The organism is Streptomyces sp. NPDC046887 (genome assembly GCF_040644755.1).
GTDB classification, from domain to species: domain Bacteria; phylum Actinomycetota; class Actinomycetes; order Streptomycetales; family Streptomycetaceae; genus Streptomyces; species Streptomyces lichenis.
The window spans coordinates 149,521-170,409 of record NZ_JBEYXH010000013.1; the positions used below are offsets into that span (position 1 = coordinate 149,521).

Sequence of the window (20,889 nt, forward strand, 5' to 3'; positions counted from 1 at the left end):
TCAACCCCGGGCGCGGAGGTGGTCGACGGCGGCGCGGGCGGCTCGGCCGATGGCGCGATCCGCCAGGGGCTGCCGGGTGGCGGCGGTGGAGGTGCGCAGGAAGACGCCCACCGCGTACCGCTTGCCGTCGGGGTACTCGACCACCCCGGCCTCGTTCCGTACGGCGAAGTCGGTGCCGGTCTTGCCCGCGAGCCGCACGCCCGGCTCGGGGAAGCCGGAGACCAGGCGGTGCTGCCACACCTGCTGCCGCATCAGGTCCCGTACCTCGGCGCAGGCGCTCGCCGGTCCTGCCTGGTCGTGCCAGAGGGCGGCGAGCAGCGCGGTCACCTCGCGGGGCGTGCTCGACGGGCTGGTGCCCGGGGCGCAGGCGCGCAGGGCGAGCAGCCGTGCGTCGGGGATGGATGCCAGTTGCTCGTCCAGCGAGCGGCCCGGGTCCAGGCCGAGTTCCCGGCGGATGTCGTCGTCCAGGGCGGCGCAGGAGGAGAAGCCGAAGCCCGGGAAGCCCAGGCGGTCGAGCGTCGCACGGACCCGCTCGGGGCCGACCAGGTCAAGGAGCAGGTCGCTCGCCGCGTTGTCGCTGATGGTCATCATCATGAACGCGAGGTCGCGGGCGCTCATCTCCACATCGTCCGCGCAGCCGTCGGTACCGCTGCCCCCGGCCCGGTAGGCGGCCGTGACCGTGTGGCGGCCGACCGGGTCCAGCTCCCCGGCCGCCACCTGCCGGGCGTACTCCAGCGCGATGGGGACCTTGAAGACGGAGGCGAGCACCACCGGGGCGTCGCCGCCCTGGCCGAACTCCGCGCCGGTGTCCAGGTCCCGGACATGCACATGGCCCTCGACCCCGGCCTCGGCGAAGGCGGAGGCGAGCACGGTGTGCACCGGCCCGGACGGCCGGGCCGCGCCTCCGGTACATGCGGCAGCCGGCGCCCGGCGCAGCTGGTCCACCGCCGTCCGGGCGGCCCGCCCGATCGCGGCGTCGGCCGCCGGGTTACGGCCCCCGAGGGTGGGGGTGCGCAGGAAGACCGCGACGGCGTAGCGGCCCCCGTCGGGGTACTCCACCACGGCCGCCTCGTTGAGCACGCCCCACAGGGAGCCGTTCTTGGCCGCGACGCCCACCTCGTCGCCGAAGCCCGCGGCGAGGCGGTGCACGGACAGCTGACGGCCCATGAGGGCCCGTACCTCGGCGCAGGCGCTCGCCGGTCCGGCCTGGTCGCGCCAGATCGCCGTGAGCAGGGAGGTGATCTCCCGGGGGGTGCCGGCGGGCGACCGGGTGGGGTCGAGCATGGCCAGGCCCCTGATCCGGTCCTCGCTCACCCGGTCCAGCTGGGCGTCCAGGTCGCCGTCCGGGTCGAGGCCCAGCTCCTGCCACACCGGGTCCCACAGCTCGTGGTAGCGCCCCACCGGCAGGCGCGGGCAGCCGAGTTCGGCGGCGACGGCGCGCACCCGGTCGGTGCCCAGGATCTCCATCAGCTTGTCGGTGGCCGCGTTGTCGCTCATCGAGAGCATCAGGAAGGCCAGATCGCGGGTGCTCAGGGTGACATCGTCCCGGCAGCTGTCGGTGCCGATGCCGCCGCCCTCGCGGTGGGCGGCGGTGATGGTGTGGCGGGCGGTCGGGTCGAGCGCCCCGGCCGCCGCCTGCCGGGCGTAGGTCAGGGCGACGGGGATCTTGCGGAGCGAGGCGACGATGACGGGGGCGTCGGCGCGGAAGGCGACCTCGCGGTCACCGTCGATGTCGCGGGCGTGGACGAAGCCCTCGACTCCGGCCTCCTCGAAGACCGTACGGAGGGCGGCGGTGACGTCGTCGCCGCGGGAGGGTGCTGCCATGGCGTGGTGGTCCCATCGTGCGGGGAGGTGTCAGCCGGTCCTGGGGGTGGCCCGGCCGCTGTAGTGGAGGTACGCGGGCCCGTCGGGACGCCGCTCGAACACCACCGCGTCCCAGACGGCCTCGCCCTCGTCCCGGCCGAGGAAGGTGGTCGCGTCGACGGCGACCAGGTCCAGGGTGCGGGGGCGGCCGAGGCCCGCGAGCAGACCGGTGGGCTCGGTGCGCAGCCTCAGCCGGCCCTGGTGCGCGGTGACCTGGATGCGGCTGCCGGCCCGCTCGTACACCCCGGTGAGCGGGTCGAGATCGACCTCGACGGGCCGCTCGGGTGGGGCGAGCGGGGCGGGCACCTCGATCGCGTGCAGCTCCCGGAGGAGTTCGGTGGCCAGCCGGTGCTGGAACTCCACGCTCCGGCCGCCGTTGACCAACGCGGCGATGACGGTGCCGAGTTCGGGCAGCACCCAGAGGGCGGCGTGCTGGCCGATGGTGTCGCCGGTGTGCGAGACGACCCGGTGGCCGTCCCACTCGTCCAGGCTCCAGCCGATGCCCCACTGGCGTCCGCCGGCGTGCGGGTTGACCAGGTCGACCTGGGGCTGCCGCAGCGCGGCGGGATCGGCCAGCAGCGCGCCGGGGGTGAGATGGGCGCGGCCGAAGGCGACCACATCGGCGGCCCGGGCGCAGATCAGCCCGGCCGGGCCGACGGACCGGGGCAGCGACCAGCGCTCCACCACCGCGCCGTGCTCGTCATGGCCGACGGCGGCGCCGAAGCGCAGCACGTCCTCCGGGAGGGTCCAGGTGTGGGTGAGCCCCAGCGGCTCGCAGATCCGTTCGCGCAGGTCCTGGTCCCAGACCCGGCCGGTGAGCCGCTCGACCAGGCGCCCCGCGATGACGAAGCCGGAGTTGCCGTAGGAGTGGGCGTCGCCGACTGGGAAGGTCTGCTCCAGCTCGGCGCAGGCCTCGACATAGCGCCGCAGGCAGTCGTCGCCCCGGCCGGTGTCCAGGAACAGGTCCCCGTCGATGCCGGAGGTGTGGGTGAGCAGATGGCGCGGGGTGATCTCCGCCGTGGCCTCGGGGTCCCGCACCCGGAACTCCGGCAGGACCTCCGCCACCGGGGTGTCCAGGGTGAGGCGGCCCTCCTCGGCCAGCAGCATCAGCTGGGTGGCGGTCCACACCTTGGTGACCGAGCCGATCTGGAAGAGGGAGTCGGTGCGCACGGGCGCCCCGGTGGCGGTGTTGAGGACGCCGGTGGCGAAGGCGTGCGTCTCACCCCCGTACCGGAAGGCCAGGCTCGCGCCCGGCACTTCGGAGTCGGCGGCCAGCGCCGCCAGGCGGTCGGCCCAGTGCTCGAAGTCGGCGCTCACGCTGGTCCTCCGGTGGCTCGGTGCTCGAAGTCGGCGCTCACGCTGGTCCTCCGGTGGCTCGGCGATTCGACCGGAAGCGTAGGGAGGAAGGGCGCCCCGGCGGTTGGTGCGGGAGGACGAACGGGCGGGCCGGGACTTGGCCCGCCGGACGACTCCCGGCCGGGACCCGATTCCTAGGGTGGCGGAAACCCGAGGTACGAGGAGACGAGACGACGATGCCCCTGATCGACCGCGACGACTGCGCCCTGGTGGTCATCGACGTGCAGAGCGACTTCTACCCGCCGGGGCGGCTCGATGTGGACCGGCAGCGGTTCCACGACCTGGTGCGGCGTATCGCCTGGATCACCTCCGTCGCCGACCGCCTGGAGATCCCGGTGGTGGTGACCGAGGAGGACCCGGCCACCAGCGGCCGTACCGTCCCGGAGATCCGCGAGGCGCTGCCGGCCACGGCGGTCACCCTGCCGAAGAACGCCTTCGCCGTCGGGGACAACCCGGACATCGCCGCCGCCATCGAGGCCACCGGCCGGACCACCATGGTCCTCGTCGGCATCGAGACCGACATCTGTGTGGCCCACTCGGCCATCCGGCTGCACCAGGCCGGCAAGCGCGTCGTGGTGGTGGAGGACGCCGCCTACTCCCCCGGTGCCGCCCATGAGCGGGGCCTGCGGCGGCTGGCCGGCCAGTCCATCGAGACGCTCTCCACCAAGGAGCTGTTCTACGACTGGGTGCGCACCATCCAGGACGCGGACGCCTTCCACGACACCCACCCGGAGCTTGCCGTCCCCCCGGGCGTCCGTCTCTGAGCCGGGCCCCGGCCGACGGCCCGCCCTACCCTCCCGACCCCGGCCCCAGCAGCCGCAGTTGCAGCATCGCGGCGAACCGGGCCTCCGGGTCCTGGAGGTCGATCTCCCCCACCTCCGCCACCCGGCGGATCCGGTAGCGGAAGGTGTTGGGGTGCACGAACACGCTGGCGGAGGCGGTCATCACATCCCCGAAGGCGTCCAGCCACGCCCGCAGGGTCTGCACCAGATGGGCGTTGTGCCGGGTGTCATACGCGACGAGGCGGGCGAGTGGGCCGGAGAGCTGGTCCCGGTTGGCGACGGCCAGGTCCCGCAGCTCGATCAGCAGGGCCTCCACATACACATCGGCGATCGAGGCCGCGCGCCGGCCGGTGCGGCCGGTGGACAGCACCCGCAGCGCCCGGTCGGCGTTGGCCCGGGAGCGCGGCAGCGCGGCGGGGTCCGCGGCGACCGAGCCGATCCCGAGGACGGCGCCGGTCCGGTCGCCGGTGCGGGCCAGGAAGTTGGCGGCCACCTGCAGGGCCCGCTCGCGGGCGTGCGAGGTGTCGCCGGGCACCGGGAAGAGCGCGTAGACGACGTCCCCGAGCAGGGCCACGGCGGACCGCGGTTGCACGGCGGTGAGGTGGACGGCCAGGGCGGAGGCCAGGCGCTGGCGCTCGGCCGTGATCTGGGCGTGGTCCTCGTCCGGTTCGGACCGTACGGGCGCCAGGCCCATGGCCATGACCAGCGCCGGTTCGCCGACCAGCCCGAGCCGGCCGAGCGCCTGGAGCGCCCCGGGCCCGCCTTCGAGCGCGGTGGTGACGAGGTCGGCCCGCAGCCGGTTCTCGGCGTCGCTGCCCGCCCGGAAGCGGAGCATATGGAGGGCGACCAGCTTCGCCGCCTCCAGGAAGGCCCGCTCCCGCTCCGGGGTCAGCGGCTTGCGCAGCGCCGCCCACACCGAGCCCAGGAACTCGTCCCCGGCCCGGACCGCCACCGCCACCCGGGGCAGCGCCCCCTCGTCGCCGAGGGCCGGGGCCGGGACGTGCACCAGCCCCTCCCCCCGGTACAGCTCCCGGAAGACGCCATGCTCCTCGTGGTGGCGCAGATAGCGCTCGGGCACCTGGCGGGCCAGGATGCTCTCCACCCGGGGCGCGTCCGCCTCGTCCTGCCGGCCGGAGAACGCCAGGATGCGGGAGCGGCGGTCCTCGATGGTCACCGGGGCGTCGAGCAGGGTGGCGACCGCGTTGGCCACGGCGAAGAGGTCGCCCGACGGCACCCCGCCCAGGGTCTGCTCCTCGCCCTCCCCCACATCGCCCTCGGCGAGCTGGGTGCGCAGCATCGCCGCCAGCTGCGCCCAGGAGGCCCCGCGGGTCAGGGCCAGCAGGGCCACCCCGGTCTCCTCCACCACCGGCTCCAGCGCACCCTCGTCCTCGACGGGGCCGCGGACCACCAGGGCGGTGGCGCCGAGCGCGCCGAGCTGGCGCAGCAGCCGGCCGGTCTCCTCCGCGCCGTGCACCCCCACACCGAGCACGATGGCGCGCTCCGGATAGTGCTGCTCGTCGTACGGGTCGTGGATGCCGACGCCGCCGATCTCGCCGACCGCCCCGGGGTCGCCGTACAGCAGATCCAGCAGGGTGTGGCCGAAGTCCTCCAGCACCCGGCTGAGGCTTCGGGCGGGGTACGCCGACATATGCCTGATCATCTCCGCAGGGTAGGCCGCCCGCGGCCGGGCGATCCGGTGCCTGTGGACGAGAACGGGTCAGCCTGTTCGTACCACCGTACGAACCGCCTCGCCCGGGCGCCAGAGGCGGGCGACGGCGGCCTCGGCGAGGGCGTCGGTGGAGTCGACCAGCGGCAGCACCCGGGCCGCCGCCCCGCTGATCAGCGGCAGCTCCGTACAGGCGGCGACGACCGCCTGCGCGCCCCGCTCCCGCAGGCTCGCCGCCGCCACGGCGATCCACCGCTCGGGCCCGGCGAGGTCGGCGCCGCCCTTGACCGCGCGGATCGCGGGATCCACGTACTCCCGCTGTACGGGGCCGGGCACCTGGACCACGCCGAGCCCGAGCCGCTCCCCGGCCCGCTCGTACAACCCGGCCAGCCGGGTCCCCCGGGTCGCCAGCACCCCCACCCGCTCGGCCCCCGGCACCCGGCGCGCGGCCGCCTCCAGGGCGGCCCCGACCATGTCCAGGACCTCCACGCCGGTGGCCCGGGAGAGCTGCTGCACATAGGCGTGCGCGGTGTTGCAGGGCACGGCGAGGCAGCTCGCCCCCGCGTCCCGGAGCCGGCGCGCACCCTCCACCAGGGCGGGCACGGGGGACGGCCCCTCGCCGAGCAGCGCCGCGGTGCGGTCCGGGACGGCGGGGTCAGCCCAGAGGACCACGGGCAGATGCGCCTGGTCGGAGCCGGCCGGGGTGCGCTCGACCAGGCGGCGGTAGAAGTCCGCGGTGGCGAGCGGCCCCATCCCGCCGAGGATGCCGAGCATCCCGAGGGCCGGGCGGGTGGCGAGACGCATAGGGGGCAGCCTTCCGGTCGTTCCCGCCGCCGTCCGCGGGCCTGTCCCGATCCTGGCCCGCCCGGCCCCCGCCGGGCCTCGTCGCCGCCGCCGAACGCTCCCGCCCGCGTTCGTACGGCAGGCCGACGAGGCGACCGCGGCGGCGGCGTGGACGCCTTCCCACACCGCCGCCACCGGCCCGACGCACCGTCACGCCTCAGAGGGCGCCGACGATGTCCTCCACCCGGGCCTTGGCGTCGCCGAAGAGCATCGCGGTGTTCTCCTTGAAGAAGAGCGGGTTCTGCACGCCCGCGTAGCCGGAGGCCATCGAGCGCTTGAACACGATGACCTGGCCGGCCTCCCACACGGTGAGGACCGGCATCCCGGCGAGGGGGCTGCCGGGGTCCTCGGCCCCGGCCGGGTTGACCGTGTCGTTGGCGCCGATCACCAGGACGACGTCGGTCTTGGCGAAGTCCTCGTTGATCTCGTCCATTTCGAGCACGATGTCGTACGGCACCTTGGCCTCGGCGAGGAGCACGTTCATATGGCCGGGCAGCCGGCCGGCCACCGGGTGTATGCCGAACCGCACGTCGACGCCCCGGGCGCGCAGCTTGGAGGTGAGTTCGGCGACCGGGTACTGGGCCTGCGCCACGGCCATGCCGTACCCGGGGGTGATGACCACGGACCGGGCCGAGCCGAGCAGTTCGGCGGCGGACTCGGCGGTGATCTCGGTGTGCTCGCCGTAGTCGGTGTCCGCGTCCGAGGCCGCCTCGATGCCGAAGCCGCCGGCGATGACCGCGAGGAAGGAGCGGTTCATCGCCTTGCACATGATGTAGCTGAGGTAGGCACCGGACGAGCCGACCAGCGCGCCGGTGACGATCAGCAGGTCGTTGCCGAGCAAGAAGCCGGAGGCGGCCGCGGCCCAGCCGGAGTAGCTGTTGAGCATCGAGACCACGACCGGCATGTCACCGCCGCCGATGGAGGCCACCAGATGCCAGCCCAGCGCCAGCGCCAGGGCCGTCACGGCGATCAGCAGCCACAGCTCCGGGGTGATGACGAACCACACCGTCAGGGCCGCGAACAGGCCCAGCGAACCGAGGTTGAGGGCGTTCTTGCCGGGCAGCATCAGCGGCTTGGAGTCGATCTTCGCGGCGAGCTTCAGATACGCCACGATGGAACCGGTGAAAGTCACCGCGCCGATGAAGAGGCCGATGACCACCTCGGCGTGGTGGACGCCCAGCGTGCCGAGCGCGTCCAGGGCCCGGGCCTCGTGGCCGTCCGGGTCGTGCTCGACGTTCAGGAAGCCGTTCCAGCCGACCAGTACGGCGGCCAGTCCGACGAAGGAGTGCAGCAGGGCGATCAGTTCGGGCATGCCGGTCATCTCGACGCCGCGGGCCTTCCTCAGCCCGATCAGCGCGCCGATCAGCATCGCGAGGGCCATCAGCCCGATGCCCGCGGCGCTGATGTCGCCGTCCACGGCGAGTACCACGGTCGCGGCGAGCGCGACGCCCATGCCGAGGATGCCGTAGGCGTTGCCGAGCCGTGCCGACTCGTGCTTGGAGAGTCCCGCCAGCGCCATGATGAACAGCAGCGCGGCGACGAGGTAGGCCGCCTGTGCGGCGGTGGTCGCAGACATGTCAGCTCCGGTTGAACATGGCGAGCATGCGACGCGTCACCGCGAAGCCGCCGAAGACATTGATACTGGCCAGCAGGATCGCCACGGCCGACAGCACCGTGACCGCCGTGCTCGCGTGGCCGATCTGCAGGATCGCGCCGACCACGATGATCCCGGAGATCGCGTTGGTCACCGACATCAGCGGGGTGTGCAGCGCGTGGTGCACATGGCCGATGACGTAGTAGCCGATCACGATCGCGAGCACGAAGACCGTCACATGGGGCAGCAGCGCCGCCGGGGCGAACGCCGCGGTGAGGAAGAGCGCCAGGGCGCCGAGGGCCGCGCCGCCGAACCGCTGCCGCGCCGTCGCCGGGGCCTTCTGCGGCGCGGGCTCCGCCACGGCCTTGGCGGGTGCGGGGGCCGGGGCCGCCGAGACCTGGACCGGCGGAGGGGGCCAGGCCGGTTCGCCCCGGCGTACGACCGTGATGGAGCGCTGCACCGGGTCGTCCCAGTCGAGGACCAGTCGGGCGTCCTTGCCGGGGGTCATCAGCTTCAGCAGGTTCACCAGGTTGGTGCCGTACAACTGCGAGGCCTGCGCGGGCAGTCGGCCCGCGAGGTCGGTGTAGCCGATGATCGTCACACCGTTGGCCGTGACGGTCTTCCCGCCCTTCACCGTGCCCTCGACGTTGCCGCCGTTGGCGGCCGCCATGTCGACGATCACCGAACCCGGCCGCATGGCCGCCACCATCTCAGCGGTGATCAGCCGGGGCGCGGGGCGGCCGGGGATCAGCGCGGTGGTGATGACGATGTCGGCCTCGCGGCACTGGGCGGCGTACAGTTCGGCCTCGCGCGCCCGGTAGCCGTCGCCCATCTCCTTGGCGTAGCCGGTCGCGGAGACCTCCACCTCGGGGGACTCGATCGGCAGGTACTCGCCGCCCAGCGAGCGGACCTGGTCGGCCACCTCGGGCCGGGGGTCGGTGGCGCGTACCACCGCGCCGAGCGAGCCGGAGGCGCCGATGGCCGCCAGTCCGGCCACCCCGGCGCCCGCGACCAGCACCTTGGCCGGCGGCACCTTGCCGGCCGCGGTCACCTGGCCGGTGAAGAACCGGCCGAACTCGTGCGCCGCCTCGATCACCGCCCGGTAGCCGGCGATGTTCGCCATGGAGGACAGCACGTCCATGGACTGCGCCCGGCTGATGCGCGGCACGGCGTCCATCGACAGCGCGGTGAAGGGACGGCCGCCCAGCTCCTCGACCATCGCCGGGTCGAAGGCCGGCGCGAACAGGGCGATCACCGTCGCCTCCGGCCGGACCAGGTCGAGCTGCGCCGGGGTGGGGGCGTTGACGCCCAGCACCACGTCCGCCGCGGCCGCGTCGCCGACGGTGGCACCGGCGGCCTGGTAGGCGCTGTCGGGGAAGCCGGCCGCGGCGCCCGCGCCCGGGTCGACGACCACCCCGTACCCCAGTGCGCGGATCCGCTCGACGGTGGCCGGTGTGGACGACACCCGGCTCTCCCCCGCCCGCGCCTCCTTGAGGACTCCGACAATCACGAGTGTTCTCCGTTCGCTGCTCTGGCCGTCAACGGCGGTGGTCCCGACTCGATCAGAAACGCGCCCGCGATGTTTCCGGGCGTGCCGCACAGCTTGGCCGGGGAGGACTCCCCTTGAACAGCACGCACGGGTGAGGCGTGGGCAACAACACGGCAACCCGCCGAGTGGCACGCCCCGGTACGCCCGGCGTGCGATACCGTCCGCACCGGGCGTACCGGCGATCGGCGCGATCGGCACCGCCTCCCGTGCCGGATGCCCGGTGAGCGGCCCCCGGCCCCGGCCGCGCACGGGCCTCCGGCCTCCGTGCGTCTCTTGAACAACGTGGACAACCGGAGTCCCTTGAACGACCGGAGTCATCTGTGGACAGATCCAACGGAGTGATCGGCGGGCCGCCGCACGAGGTCCATGGCCCACCGGGTGCCGTAGGCGCCGGAGGTTCCTCCTTCCGGTCCGCCGCGGCGGGCGGAGTGATCTCCCTGGTGATCGTCGGCGCGATCCTCTGGGCGGGGGGCGCCGGTGAGTGGCTGGCCGGACCGGGTTTTCTCGCCTGGCAGACCGTCTGTGTCGCCGTCACCGTGCAGGCGCTTCCCTTCCTGGTCCTCGGGACACTGGTCTCGGGTGCGGTGAACGCCTTCGTCCCGGCCGGGGCCTTCACCAGGGCGCTGCCCCGCCGCCCGGCCCTGGCGGTGCCGGTGGCCAGCGCTGCCGGCGTCGTCCTGCCGGGGTGCGAGTGCGCCTCCGTACCGGTGGCCAAGAGCCTCATCGGACGCGGGGTGCCGCCGGCCGCGGCGTTCGCCTTCCTGCTCTCCGCTCCGGCCGTCAATCCGATCGTGCTGGTCTCGACCGCGGTCGCCTTCCCCGGCGAGCCCCGGATGGTGGCCGCCCGTCTCATCGCCTCGCTCGCCGTCTCCACGGCCATGGGCTGGCTCTGGCTGCGCCTGGGCCGGAGCGAGTGGCTGCGCATTCCCGCACGGCATCAGGGGCACCGGCACGGCGACAGCCGGTGGACGGAGTTCCGGCTCGCCTTCCAGCACGACTTCCTGCACGCCGGGGGCTTCCTCGTGGTCGGGGCGATGGCGGCCGCCACGTTCAATGTGCTGGTACCCCGGTCCGTCCTGGAGACCTTCTCCGGTTCCCCCTGGGGCTCGGTGCTGTTCCTCGCCCTGCTGGCGATCGTGCTGGCCGTCTGCTCCGAGGCCGACGCGTTCGTGGCGGCGTCCCTCACGGGCTTCTCGCCCACGGCGAGGCTGGCGTTCATGGTGGTCGGACCGATGGTCGACCTCAAGTTGATCGCCCTTCAGGCGGGCACCTTCGGACGCGCCTTCGCCCTGCGGTTCTCGCTGGCCACGACCGTGGTCGCGGTGACCGCCAGTGCTCTGGTGGGATGGTGGCTGCTGTGAAGGCACCACTCCAGTCCGCTCTGCTGCTGGCGATCGCGGCCGCCCTCCTGCGCGTCTCGCTCCTCAGCGACATCTGCCTGCGCTACGTCAAGCCCGGTCTGCAACCGTGGCTCGTCGCCACCGGCTTCGTCCTGCTGGCCACCGGAATCCTCAGCGCGCTGCACGCCGTCGCCGCCGCCCGGCGCCCGCGGCCCGCACACCCGGAGGACGGCCGGCCGGGGCACGGCGGTCCTGAGGACGGCGAAGCGCCCCGGCCTGCCGCGGAGGACGGCTGCGGTCACCACCACGGCCACGCACAGGGACCGCGGATCGCCTGGCTGCTGGCACTGCCGGCACTCACCCTGCTGCTGTTCGCCCCTCCGGCGCTCGGCTCGTACACCGCTTCCCGGGACAGCGCCTCGATCGTGGCGGAGGTCGAGCGCTTCGAGGCACTGCCTCCGGGCGCGGCGCCCCTGGCGCTCGCCGAGTTCATCGCCCGGGTCCAGCAGGACGAGAAGAAGAGCCTGGCCGGACGGACCGTGGTGATGCAGGGGTTCGTCACTCCGCGCACGGACGGGGCCTGGGACCTGTCCCGGCTCCTGGTGGCCTGCTGCGCGGCGGACTCCCAGTCCCTCACCGTCACCGTGCACGGGATGCCGGCGCCTCCGGCCGACTCATGGGTGAGGGTGAGCGGCACCTGGCACCCGGAGGGAACCCTCGGCACACCCGGCGCGGCGCTCGCCCTGGACGCCACCGAGGTCCGGCCCATCCCGGAGCCCCGGCTCCCCTACCTCGACCGGGCGCCTGTCCTCACCCCGGACGGCACCGAGCCCGGCTGACCGGTGGGGGCCGGAAACCGTGTGCCGGACGTCCGGGGCTCGATCCCCGGCGGCCGCCATGCGGACGGCACGGCTCCCCCGTCGCCGTAAGCGTGTGCCGGATGAGCGGGGTATGCGGGGCCACACCTCTCCATCCGCGCGGGTGCGGCGGCGGCGTACGCTGGTAGGTGCTGTCCGCTCGGGCCTCTGCCATCCGGCCACGGGGCGGCGCGGCGGAGGGTCCGGCCAGTGCAGCCGACACGATCGAGGAGACGGTGAGGCGAGTCGAGGGCGCGACCGGCACGGGACCGGAGAGCTGGTCCGCCGGGCTGCACCGGATGTGGCTGGCCGCGCAGGACGCCGAGGACATCACGGACATGGCCCGGCATGTGTACGCCCTGATGCTCGCCGAGCAGTCCGTGGTCGCCGTCTCCGGAAGCCGGTGGGACGGCCGCGACCTGCGGTACGTCCGGCGGCTGACGGCGGACGGCGGCGAGTCGGCGGCCACCACGACCCCCCGCCCCGGCACGGTGCGGACCGTGCCCGCCCGGCCGCCCGCCGAGGACGGGGAGGGCGCCGGGGGCCGCGCGCCGGTGCGGCTGTACGAGCACGACCTCGCGGTGGACGGCGAGGGGTTCGCCCCCGAGGCGGCCCTGCTGGCCGAGGCCGGTGCGGGCTGGGCCCTGGAGGCCCGCTTCTCGCTCGGGGGCGACGACTGGGCGGCCTTCTCCCTGGGGCTGAGGCGGCGCCAGGACGCCGGTCCGTCCCTGCCGACCCGGCTGCTCCAGCTGAGCGAGGTCCTGGTGGCCGGCAACCGGCGGGTTCTGGAGCACCGGGCCGCGGAACGCCGCCGGGTGGAGGAGGCCTTCCTGGCCGAGGCGTCGCTGCAGATGGACGCCAGCCTGGACGAGCGGGAGACCCTGGAGCGCATCGCCCGGCTCGCCGTCCCGGCGGTGGCGGAGGCCTGCGTGGTGCATCTGTGCCGGCCGGGCGGCCGACTGTCCCCGGTGGCCACCGTGCATGTGGCGGGATCCATGCAGCCCTGGCTGCGCGCGGTGGCCGCGGACGACCCCTGGCTGGACGGGGTGCTGCGGGATGCGGCGGGCCGGCCGCACGGCACCCTGATCGCCGGCGAGTCCCTGGGGGCGTCCGCGTTCGGGCCGGGCAGCGAGGGCCCGGGCCGGGCGGTACGGGTCGTGAGCATCAGCCCGCTGCGTGCCCGCGGGAAGCTGCTGGGCACGCTGACCTTCGTCTACCACCGCCCGGAGCGGGAGATCGTCGACCTGCGGGTGCTGGACGACCTGGCCCGCCGGGCGGCGCTGGCCATCGACACCACGACCGCCTACGAGCAGCGCCGCAGCAACGCCGAGCAGCTCCAGCGGCATCTGCTGCCGGGCACGCTGCCCGAGTGGCCCGGCGCCGAGCTGAGCGCGGCCTACGAGGTGGCCGACGACTCGCTGGAGGTGGGCGGCGACTTCTACGACGCGGTGGTGCGCCGGGACGGCGGGCTGGCCCTGTTCGTCGGGGACGTGTGCGGCCGCGGGGCCGAGGCCGCGGCGCTGGCCGGTCTGGCCCGGCACACCCTGCGCGTACTGCTGGAGGACAAGGTGCCGCCGGGCGAGGCGCTGCGCCGCCTCAACACCGTGCTGACCGACCAGCGGACCGCGCGGTTCGTCACCGCGTTCGTGGCCGTGCTCACCCCGGACGGCGACGGGCACACCGTCGAGGCGGCCTCGGCCGGGCATCCGCGTCCGCTGATCCGCCGCGCGGACGGGCGGGTGGACGAGCTCGGGGCGTCCGGACTGCTGCTGGGGGTCGTGCCGGACGCCCTGTACGAGCCGGGGACGGCCCTGCTGGGGCCGGGCGACGCGCTGGTGATGTTCACCGACGGGCTCTCGGAGGCCCGCTCGGCGGACGGGACGATGTTCGAGGACATCCTGCCCGAGGCGGTACGGGAGTGCTGTCGCGACGGGAGCGGCGCCGCCGGGCTGATCGCCCGCGCGGCCGCCTTCCGCGCCCTGGGCGACGACGACACCGCGGTGCTGGTCGCCCGGGTGACGGGAGAACGCGTGGAGGACGCACCATGAGCCGGACGCCGGAGACGACGGGGATGACAGGGACGCCGGGGACGCCGGACACGGGAGGGTGGACGGGCCCGGCGGAGAGCAGGAGCGCCCGGCGCCCGGCCGCCGACCGGATCCTGGTCGTGGAGGACAGCCCGGAGGACGCCGAGGCGATCGATCGGGCGCTGCGCCGCAGCCACCTCGACCTGGCGCTGGAGTTCACCGACCGCGGAGAGGGCCTGGCGGACGAGCTGCTCGCCCGCGAGGACCTTCCGGGACTGATCCTGCTGGACCTCAACATGCCCGGCATCGGCGGGCACACGGTGCTGGAGCAGATCCGCGCCCGGCCGGAGCTGAGCGGGGTGACGGTGGTGGTCTTCACCTCCTCCACCGCTCCGGCCGAGGTCGACGCCTGCTACGCGGCGGGGGCGGACAGCTATGTCTACAAGCCGGTCAACTTCACGCTCTTCCAGACGGTGCTGAAGGGCGCCGTCGACTACTGGCGTCAGGCCGGGTCCGGCTCGGACGCCCCGAGCGTGAAGTAGAACGCCGTACCCCCGCCGGGCACGGCGTCCAGCCAGATCCGGCCGCCGTGCCGTTCGACGATCCGTTTGACCAGGGCCAGTCCCACCCCGGTCCCGCCGCCGTGCTCGGCCGGCCCGTGCAGGCGGCGGAACAGGTCGAAGACGTCCTTGTGCCGCTCCGCCGGGATGCCGATGCCGTTGTCCCGGACGACCACGACCCGCTCCGGGCCGGCGGGCGTCCCCGAGGCCTCGCCGACGGGCGGGACCGGGCGGCGCTCCACAGTGACCTCCACCCGGCGCTCCCCGTCCGGCCGGGCGTACTTGGCCGCGTTGACCAGCAGGTTGACCAGGATCTCGTCCAGCCGGTCGGCGTCCGCCCATACCCGCGGCAGGGTTCCGCGGACCACCTCCACCCGCTGCTCGGCCAGCCGGGGCCCGGCCACCTCCAGGGCCCGGTCCAGGGCGGCGCCGAGCTCCAGCTCGCGCACCCGCAGCCCGGCGCGGCCGAGCCGGGCGTAGTGCAGCAGCGAGTTGAGCAGCTCGTCCATGCGTCCGGCGAGCCGCCGCATGGTCCGCAGCCGCCGCAGCGTGACCTCGTCGAGCCCGTCCCCGGCGTCCTCCAAGGCGAAGGTGGCCGCGTTGGAGATGCCGCGCAGCGGCTCCTTGAGGTCATGGGCGGCGGCGTGCGCGAAGGAGTCCAGGTCGGTGTTGCGCATCCGCAGCTCGTCGTTGATCGCGTCCAGCACCTCGGCGTGCCGCAGCACCAGGCCGGTCAGCAGCCGCCACAGCTCCTTGGCCACCACCTGGTCGCGGACGGTCCAGGGCAGGCTGCGGCCGCGCACGGTGGCCCGGAACACGGCTCCCGAGCCGCGCGGGGTCAGCCGCTCGCCGCGCGGCCCGACCCGTACCGGGGCCGCGGGGTCGGCCGCCCACTGCCGCGGCATCGGCCGCTCCCCGCGGCGCCAGGCCAGATACTCGCCCGCGGCGGACAGCGGCACCATCAGCACCCCGGCCGGTCCTCCGCCCGCCGCCTCCGCGCCGCCCTCCGGCCCCTCCTCCTCCGCCAGCCGGTCGGTGCACCACAGCCCGCCCGGTGTCAGGGTGCGCGCCCGCGCCTCCAGCGCCCGCAGCAGCCCGGGGGCGAAGGGCTCGCCCGCGCCCAGGGTGCGGTCGGCCCGCCGGAGCACCACCCCGTCCGCGTCCAGCAGCTCCAGCAGCGGACCGCCGCCCCCGCCGAAGCCGTCCGCCAGCCGCCCCCGCTCCAGCAGCTCGGCCACCGCCGCGGACCGTGCGGTGGACTCCACCAGGGCATCCGCGCGCTCACGCTCCTCGATCGCGGACAGCTGCAGCGAGAACGCGGCGCCGAACATCTCGCACGCCGAGCGCACCTCCGGGGTGATCCGCGCGGGCTCGGCCCCGTGGCAGGCGATCAGCCCCCACAGCCGCCCCTCGCGCATCACCGACACCGACATGGAGGAGCGCACCCCGATGTTGCGCAGATACTCCAGATGGAACCCGGAGACGGTGCGCAGGGCGGCCTGCGACAGATCCAGCGGAGCGCCGGTGGCCTCCCGTACGGGAGGGTGCAGGCCGACGGCGGCGTCGTCCACATCCCCGATCACCCGGATCCAGTTCTCCCGGTACAGCCGCCGGGCCTGCGGCGGGATGTCGGTCGCCGGGAACCACAGCCCCAGCCACGGCTCCCAGCCCTCCCGCACGTCCTCGGCGACCACCTCGCCCGGGCCGTCCTCGCCGTCGAAGCGGTAGGCGACCACCCGGTCGAACCCGGTCAGCGCCCGCACCTCGCGTACCGCCACCCGGCAGCAGTCCGCCACGCTCGCCGCCGACCGCAGCCGGGCCAGTGCCCGGCGCACCCCCTGGTAGAACCCGCGCGCCCCGGCGCCGTCGGCGCCACGCGGCTCGAACTCCAGGATCAGCAGCCCGTCCCGGCGGTGGGCGGACACATCGAACCGCCCGCCCAGGGCCGCCGCCTCGTCCGGCAGGGCGAGCGCGGCCGGCACCCCGCCCTCGTCGCCGGCCGCCTCCAGCGCCTCCGCGAAGACCGCGGCCGGCAGCAGGCGCGTCACCGGCCCGCCGACCAGGTCCACCGCCTCCACGCCCAGCAGGGTTCCGGTGTTGCGCGCGGCGACCTCGACCGTGCCGGTGTCCGGATCGACCGCCACCAGCGAACCGTGGGACTGCACCCCGCCGAGCAGATGGATCGGCTCGCGTACGCATTGGGTGAGGTCGAAGTTCCCCTCCGCGGCCCCTTCGGCCTCCCGCGCGCGCCGCGACAGCCACTGCTGCTCCACTGCTCCACCACTCCCTTTCGGACGCGACCGGGAGCGGCGCCCCCGATCCCGGCCATGGCCCCCATCCTCCCCCGGCTCACCGGCGGCTGGAGTAGTGGCGCCTGGCCCACATCGGCAGCAGCAGCCACAGCACCAGCAGCCAGAGCGCGAAGACGCCCGTCAGTACCGCGGCGATGGTGTCGTCCACCGCCACGCGCAACAGCAGCAGCAGGGCGGCGGCCATGGTGGCGGCCAGCATGCCCATGGATGCCTTGGCGATGGCCGCCGCGAGCACCACCGTCTCCGGCTTGATGTGCCGGCCGGCCACCATCCGGTGCAGGGCCACCGGGGCGATCAGCGCGGCCACGGTGGCCGCGCCCAGGGTGACCGCGGTGACGTAGAGCGCGCGGTCGGCTGCGCCCAGAGTGGCGAAGGCCGGCTGGAAGACCACGATCAGCAGCACACCGAACAGGATCTGCATGCCCGTCTGCGCCACCCGCAGCTCCTGCAGCAGATCCACCCACCGGCGATCCGCCCGCTCCTCGGCGCTCTCGTCCCGCCCGTGCCTCGGCCGCTCGTCCGCGGCGTCTTCCCGGTGGACCCCTGTCTCCGCCATGGCGACTCCTCAGACCCCCGGACCCGCCCCACCCGCCTCTTCATCATCCCACCGCACCCCGCGGACCGAACCGGACCGAACCGGACCGAACCGCACCCCGCGGACCGAACCGGACCGAGCCGGACCGAGGCCGGATCCCGGGATGTACCACCGCCGTCCCGCTCTACCACCGGCGCATCCGCGCGTGCGCCCCCTCACCCCTATGTCTCGGACGCACTCCCGGTGAGCGACCGACCACCGGGTATGCGTGACGGTGCACGGACAATGAGGCCGTCTTCCGGCCCGTCCGTCGAGCCCGGCCCCGCCGGGCACCCACCACCCCACCCCGGACGGACGAGGAGTTCGTCATGCGCGGCTTCCGCCTGCGCCCCGTCGAGAACGGCGGGCGCTTCTTCAACGACCGACCCGACCACGCGCTCCTGGGCATCAGCCCCTGGAACGGCCGCTACAAGACCGCCTACATCGAGGATCTGGTCGGCTGGGCCTGCTCCCGCTTCCCGCGGGTGGACGTCATGATCCCCGGCTACGAGGCCGCCCACACCCTGGTGGCCGCCGGGCGCCCGCCGGCCTCGGCGGTCCGGCGGGCGAAACGGTCCGTCAACCAGCTGCGCAACCCGGCCGAACGCGCCCTGGCACAGGCCGGGGTCCGCGACCCGGCGGCCCATGTGCACAGCTGGACCCGGCTGCTGACCAACACGGGCTACGCGGCACGGCTGGCGCAGGTCCACGACGCCTACCGGCACGACCCCCAGGTACGCGGTGCCTGCCGGGAGACGGCCCGGGCCACCCTGGTCCACGTCGGCTGCGCGCGCCCGGGCCCCGAGGCCCTGGACACCGCGGTCGGCTACCCGCTGGCCGAACTCCCGCTGACCCTGGACTCCCCGGCCATCTTCCAGGCACCCACCTCGCTCTTCCTCTACCACCGGGAGATGGAGCTGCTGCGCCCCTTCCTCACCGGCACCAGCCACGCCCTGCGCCCGGGCCCCGGCCAGGGATACGCCATCGTGGAACCGATCGGAGCCGACCGATGACCGCGCCCCCGACCCCCGACCCCGCGCTGCCCCTGCGCTACCCCTTCCCCCTGGGCGACAACGGCCGGCTGCCGCCGCTCATCCGCTGGGCGCAGCGCAACAAGCCGGTCTGCCCGGTGGCCATGCCCAGCGGGGCGCGGATGTGGATGCTGACCCGCAGGGACGACATCGCGCGGGTCTTCGCCGACCCGCGGTTCAGCCGCGATCTGGACGACCCGGCCGTCCCCCGGATCGCGGGGCAGGACATCACCACGGTCAGCCGGGGGCTGTTCAGTCTGGACCCGCCGGACCACACCCGGGTCAAGTCGGTGGTGTCCGGTTTCTTCACCCGCCGGGCCGTCCGGCGCTACGAGGAGCTGGTGGCCCGGCACGCCACCGCGCTGCTGGACGCCATGGACGACGGCCTCAACCCCTGCGATCTGGTGGCGGCCTACACCGCCCCGCTCCAGATGCGGGTGATGCGCGAAGTCCTCGGCGTACCGGAGGAGTTGTACGAGGAGCACGGGCGGGTCTTCCCCTCCGCCTCCAGCATCACCGCGGGGCCCGAGGAGACCTCCGCCGAGACCGAGGAGATCAAGGCCTTCACCGCCCGGGTGATCGCCGCCCGGCGCCGACTGCCGCCCCGCGACGACCCCATGGGGGCCCTGCTGCGCGCCGCCGACGAGGGCACCATCAGCGAGCAGGAGATGTTCGGCACCGCGTACGTGCTGTTCTTCACCGGCTCCGACGCCATCATCGCGCCCACCACCACCGGCGCCATGATCCTGGTCCTCAACCCCTCCCAACTGCGCGCCGTGCTGGACGACCCCGGCCTGTGGCCCCAGGCCGCCGAGGAGGTGCTGCGGTACTTCCACAACGGGGTGCTGGGCTTCCCGGTCGTCGCCCGGGAGGACGTCGAGCTGCACGGCGTGAGGATCGCCGCCGGGGACGCGGTGGTCGCCTCCATGCAGGCCGCCACCTGGGACCCGAGGCATGTGAACAACCCGGAGAAGTTCAACGTCCGCCGCCGGGAGGACGCCGCCGCCACCTTCGGGGCCGGACCGCACTACTGCCTGGGCGCCCAGCTGGCCCGCCTCTACCTCGCCACCGCCCTGCGGCTGCTCTTCGAGCGCCACCCGTCCCTGCGGCTGGCCGTGGCCGAGCAGGACGTCCCCTGGCGCAACGACATCATGTTCGTCCGCCCGGTGGCCCTGCCCGTCTCCTGGAGCGAGGAGCCCCGCGCGTGAACGACGGCCCCGACTCCTTCGACGACCTGGCCGAGGCCTACGCCGGCAGCGCCGACGAACTCCCCTTCCGCCGGGACATCGAGATCCCCTCGCTCCTCACCGCGCTCGGCGACCTGACCGGCCGTCGGGTGCTGGACCTCGGCTGCGGGCCCGGGCTGCACAGCCGGCTGCTGGCACGGGCCGGCGCCCAGGTCACCGGCACCGACGCCTCGCCGGGCATGATCGCCTGGGCCAGGCGGCAGGAGGCCGAGCGCCCCCTCGGCATCACCTACGAGGTGGCGGACGCCGGCGCCACCGAACCCCCAGGCCGCGACTTCGACACCGTGCTCGCCGTCTACGTCCTGCCCTACGCCGACACCCCCGACGCCCTCACCGCCATGTGCCGCACCGCCCGCACCGCGCTCTCCCGACGCGGCGGCACCCTCGTCGCCGCCACCCTCAACCCCGACTACGCGACCACACCCGGCTACTACCGCCCGTACGGCTTCGACCTCACCGCTCACCGCCCCCACGACCCCGCCCGCACCCCCGTCCCGGACCCCCACGACGGCGACACCATCGCCCTGCGCACCTGGATGGCCGGCCGGCACTTCGACGTCACCGCCCGCTACTGGAGCGCCGCCACCCACGAACACGCCCTCCGCACCGCCGGCTTCACCGGCATCACCTGGCAGCGCCCCACCGCCGGACCCGACGCCGACCGCACCGCCCTCGCCGGCTACCTGGCCACCCCGCACGCCCTGCTGCTCACCGCCCGGGCGGCCCCCGCCCCGGACTGACCCCCTCCACGCGGCGACGCCCGGCCGGGGAGCGGTTCCCGGTCGGGCGTCGCGGGGTGGGTCACCCAGGGTTCAGAGGATGTCGACGAGGACCTTGCTGATGTCGATGGGGATCGACAGCTTGTTGACGTAGGTGTCGACGGTGGCGACGGCGAGGTCGACCTTCTGCAGGACGACGGCGGTGCCGGCCTTGACGTCGGCCACGTCCTCCAGGGACGTCTCCAGGATGTCCAGCTCGTTGTTGGACAGCACGTTGATGTCCTTGACGTCCAGGTCCACGTTCTTGACGACGTTGCCGATGCCGGTGACGGTGCCGATGCAGTTGACGACGTGCAGCGAGCCGCTGCCGGAGTTGGAGCAGGTGTACGGGTGGGAGGTGGTGCTGGCGGCGGTGCCGGCGGCGGAGGCGGGCAGGGCGCCGGCCAGGAGCAGGGCGCCGGTGGCGGAGGCGACGGCCAGAGCGGGCTTGATACGCATGACGAGACTCCCGAGTGCGTTGGGGACGTGTGCGGAAGATGTGTGCGTTCCGTGCGTTCGTTGCGGTGATG

17 protein-coding genes are annotated in these 20,889 nt (G+C 74.3%); 8 read left to right on the forward strand and 9 right to left on the reverse strand.

Features of this window, described 5'->3' with window-relative positions; translation table 11 throughout:
- Together ABZ945_RS15555 and ABZ945_RS15560 are read right to left on the reverse strand one after the other, a co-directional pair.
- The gene (locus ABZ945_RS15555; RefSeq protein WP_361268888.1) at positions 1-1,824 is read right to left on the reverse strand and encodes a serine hydrolase; all 1,824 of its coding nucleotides are present in this window, start codon (positions 1,822-1,824) and stop codon (positions 1-3) included.
- Positions 1,825-1,854: 30 nt separating this feature from the next.
- Entirely contained in the window at positions 1,855-3,180 is a 1,326-nt protein-coding gene (locus ABZ945_RS15560) for a serine hydrolase domain-containing protein (protein WP_361268890.1), read from the reverse strand.
- Positions 3,181-3,395: 215 nt separating this feature from the next.
- On the opposite strand from ABZ945_RS15560, the gene ABZ945_RS15565 reads away from it, so the two are divergent.
- A complete protein-coding gene (locus tag ABZ945_RS15565) occupies positions 3,396-3,983 on the forward strand; it encodes an isochorismatase family protein (protein ID WP_361268893.1) in 588 nt (195 codons plus the stop codon).
- Positions 3,984-4,008: 25 nt separating this feature from the next.
- On the opposite strand, the gene ABZ945_RS15570 is transcribed toward ABZ945_RS15565, so the two are convergent.
- The 4 genes from ABZ945_RS15570 to ABZ945_RS15585 form a co-directional block, all read right to left on the reverse strand.
- The gene (locus ABZ945_RS15570) at positions 4,009-5,661 is read right to left on the reverse strand and encodes a helix-turn-helix domain-containing protein (protein WP_361268896.1); all 1,653 of its coding nucleotides are present in this window, start codon (positions 5,659-5,661) and stop codon (positions 4,009-4,011) included.
- Positions 5,662-5,718: 57 nt separating this feature from the next.
- Entirely contained in the window at positions 5,719-6,471 is a 753-nt protein-coding gene (locus ABZ945_RS15575; RefSeq protein ID WP_361268899.1) for an amino acid racemase, read from the reverse strand.
- A 196-nt stretch (positions 6,472-6,667) separates the two neighbouring features.
- Entirely contained in the window at positions 6,668-8,086 is a 1,419-nt protein-coding gene (gene pntB, locus ABZ945_RS15580; protein WP_361268902.1) for a Re/Si-specific NAD(P)(+) transhydrogenase subunit beta, read from the reverse strand.
- Between the two features lies 1 nt (position 8,087).
- Positions 8,088-9,614: a Re/Si-specific NAD(P)(+) transhydrogenase subunit alpha gene (locus ABZ945_RS15585; protein WP_361268906.1), complete on the reverse strand. Its 1,527-nt coding sequence runs from the start codon at positions 9,612-9,614 to the stop codon at positions 8,088-8,090.
- Positions 9,615-10,108: 494 nt separating this feature from the next.
- Between ABZ945_RS15585 and ABZ945_RS15590 the strand changes: the two genes are divergently transcribed.
- The 4 genes from ABZ945_RS15590 to ABZ945_RS15605 all read left to right on the forward strand — a co-directional run bounded on the left by ABZ945_RS15590 (position 10,109) and on the right by ABZ945_RS15605 (position 14,419).
- Complete coding sequence (locus ABZ945_RS15590; protein ID WP_361268948.1) at positions 10,109-11,014, forward strand: permease; 906 nt, start codon at positions 10,109-10,111, stop codon at positions 11,012-11,014.
- Positions 11,011-11,832 carry a TIGR03943 family protein gene (locus tag ABZ945_RS15595; protein ID WP_361268909.1) on the forward strand — a complete coding sequence of 274 codons (822 nt, stop codon included), beginning with the start codon at positions 11,011-11,013 and terminating at the stop codon, positions 11,830-11,832. Before ABZ945_RS15590 ends, ABZ945_RS15595 begins: the two co-directional genes overlap by 4 nt.
- A 254-nt stretch (positions 11,833-12,086) precedes the next feature.
- Positions 12,087-13,898 carry a GAF domain-containing SpoIIE family protein phosphatase gene (locus ABZ945_RS15600; RefSeq protein WP_361268913.1) on the forward strand — a complete coding sequence of 604 codons (1,812 nt, stop codon included), beginning with the start codon at positions 12,087-12,089 and terminating at the stop codon, positions 13,896-13,898.
- A gap of 23 nt (positions 13,899-13,921) precedes the next feature.
- Positions 13,922-14,419 (forward strand): response regulator, encoded by a 498-nt coding sequence (locus ABZ945_RS15605; RefSeq protein WP_361268951.1) that lies wholly within the window; start codon positions 13,922-13,924, stop codon positions 14,417-14,419.
- Here the strand turns inward: ABZ945_RS15605 and ABZ945_RS15610 are convergent.
- The gene (locus ABZ945_RS15610; RefSeq protein ID WP_361268915.1) at positions 14,380-16,710 is read right to left on the reverse strand and encodes an ATP-binding protein; all 2,331 of its coding nucleotides are present in this window, start codon (positions 16,708-16,710) and stop codon (positions 14,380-14,382) included. The two genes, ABZ945_RS15605 and ABZ945_RS15610, sit on opposite strands and share 40 nt — an antisense overlap.
- Before the next feature lie 76 nt (positions 16,711-16,786).
- Positions 16,787-17,305, reverse strand: a complete 519-nt coding sequence (locus tag ABZ945_RS15615; RefSeq protein ID WP_361268918.1) for a DUF6328 family protein — start codon at positions 17,303-17,305, stop codon at positions 16,787-16,789.
- 347 nt (positions 17,306-17,652) lie between these two features.
- Here ABZ945_RS15615 and ABZ945_RS15620 point away from each other — a divergent pair, with 347 nt between their 5' ends.
- The 3 genes from ABZ945_RS15620 to ABZ945_RS15630 are packed head-to-tail and all read left to right on the forward strand — an operon-like array spanning position 17,653 to position 20,341.
- Positions 17,653-18,336: a tRNA-dependent cyclodipeptide synthase gene (locus ABZ945_RS15620; protein ID WP_361268921.1), complete on the forward strand. Its 684-nt coding sequence runs from the start codon at positions 17,653-17,655 to the stop codon at positions 18,334-18,336.
- On the forward strand, positions 18,333-19,562 hold the full coding sequence (locus ABZ945_RS15625) for a cytochrome P450 (protein WP_361268924.1): 1,230 nt from the start codon (positions 18,333-18,335) through the stop codon (positions 19,560-19,562). The genes ABZ945_RS15620 and ABZ945_RS15625 overlap by 4 nt, the downstream gene beginning before the upstream one ends.
- Positions 19,559-20,341, forward strand: a complete 783-nt coding sequence (locus ABZ945_RS15630; protein ID WP_361268926.1) for a class I SAM-dependent methyltransferase — start codon at positions 19,559-19,561, stop codon at positions 20,339-20,341. Before ABZ945_RS15625 ends, ABZ945_RS15630 begins: the two co-directional genes overlap by 4 nt.
- A 72-nt stretch (positions 20,342-20,413) precedes the next feature.
- Here the strand turns inward: ABZ945_RS15630 and ABZ945_RS15635 are convergent, their stop codons facing one another.
- On the reverse strand, positions 20,414-20,818 hold the full coding sequence (locus ABZ945_RS15635) for a hypothetical protein (protein ID WP_361268930.1): 405 nt from the start codon (positions 20,816-20,818) through the stop codon (positions 20,414-20,416).
- Positions 20,819-20,889 lie beyond the last annotated feature (71 nt).

What these genes read in the sequence shown, in the direction of transcription:
- ABZ945_RS15555 (WP_361268888.1), bottom strand. Translation starts at nt 1,824, where the DNA reads ATGGCAGCACCCTCCCGCGGCGACGACGTCACCGCCGCCCTCCGTACG.
- ABZ945_RS15565 (WP_361268893.1), top strand. Translation starts at nt 3,396, where the DNA reads ATGCCCCTGATCGACCGCGACGACTGCGCCCTGGTGGTCATCGACGTG.
- ABZ945_RS15570 (WP_361268896.1), bottom strand. Translation starts at nt 5,661, where the DNA reads ATGATCAGGCATATGTCGGCGTACCCCGCCCGAAGCCTCAGCCGGGTG.
- ABZ945_RS15575 (WP_361268899.1), bottom strand. Translation starts at nt 6,471, where the DNA reads ATGCGTCTCGCCACCCGCCCGGCCCTCGGGATGCTCGGCATCCTCGGC.
- pntB (WP_361268902.1), bottom strand. Translation starts at nt 8,086, where the DNA reads ATGTCTGCGACCACCGCCGCACAGGCGGCCTACCTCGTCGCCGCGCTG.
- ABZ945_RS15605 (WP_361268951.1), top strand. Translation starts at nt 13,922, where the DNA reads ATGACAGGGACGCCGGGGACGCCGGACACGGGAGGGTGGACGGGCCCG.
- ABZ945_RS15615 (WP_361268918.1), bottom strand. Translation starts at nt 17,305, where the DNA reads ATGGCGGAGACAGGGGTCCACCGGGAAGACGCCGCGGACGAGCGGCCG.
- ABZ945_RS15620 (WP_361268921.1), top strand. Translation starts at nt 17,653, where the DNA reads ATGCGCGGCTTCCGCCTGCGCCCCGTCGAGAACGGCGGGCGCTTCTTC.
- ABZ945_RS15625 (WP_361268924.1), top strand. Translation starts at nt 18,333, where the DNA reads ATGACCGCGCCCCCGACCCCCGACCCCGCGCTGCCCCTGCGCTACCCC.
- ABZ945_RS15635 (WP_361268930.1), bottom strand. Translation starts at nt 20,818, where the DNA reads ATGCGTATCAAGCCCGCTCTGGCCGTCGCCTCCGCCACCGGCGCCCTG.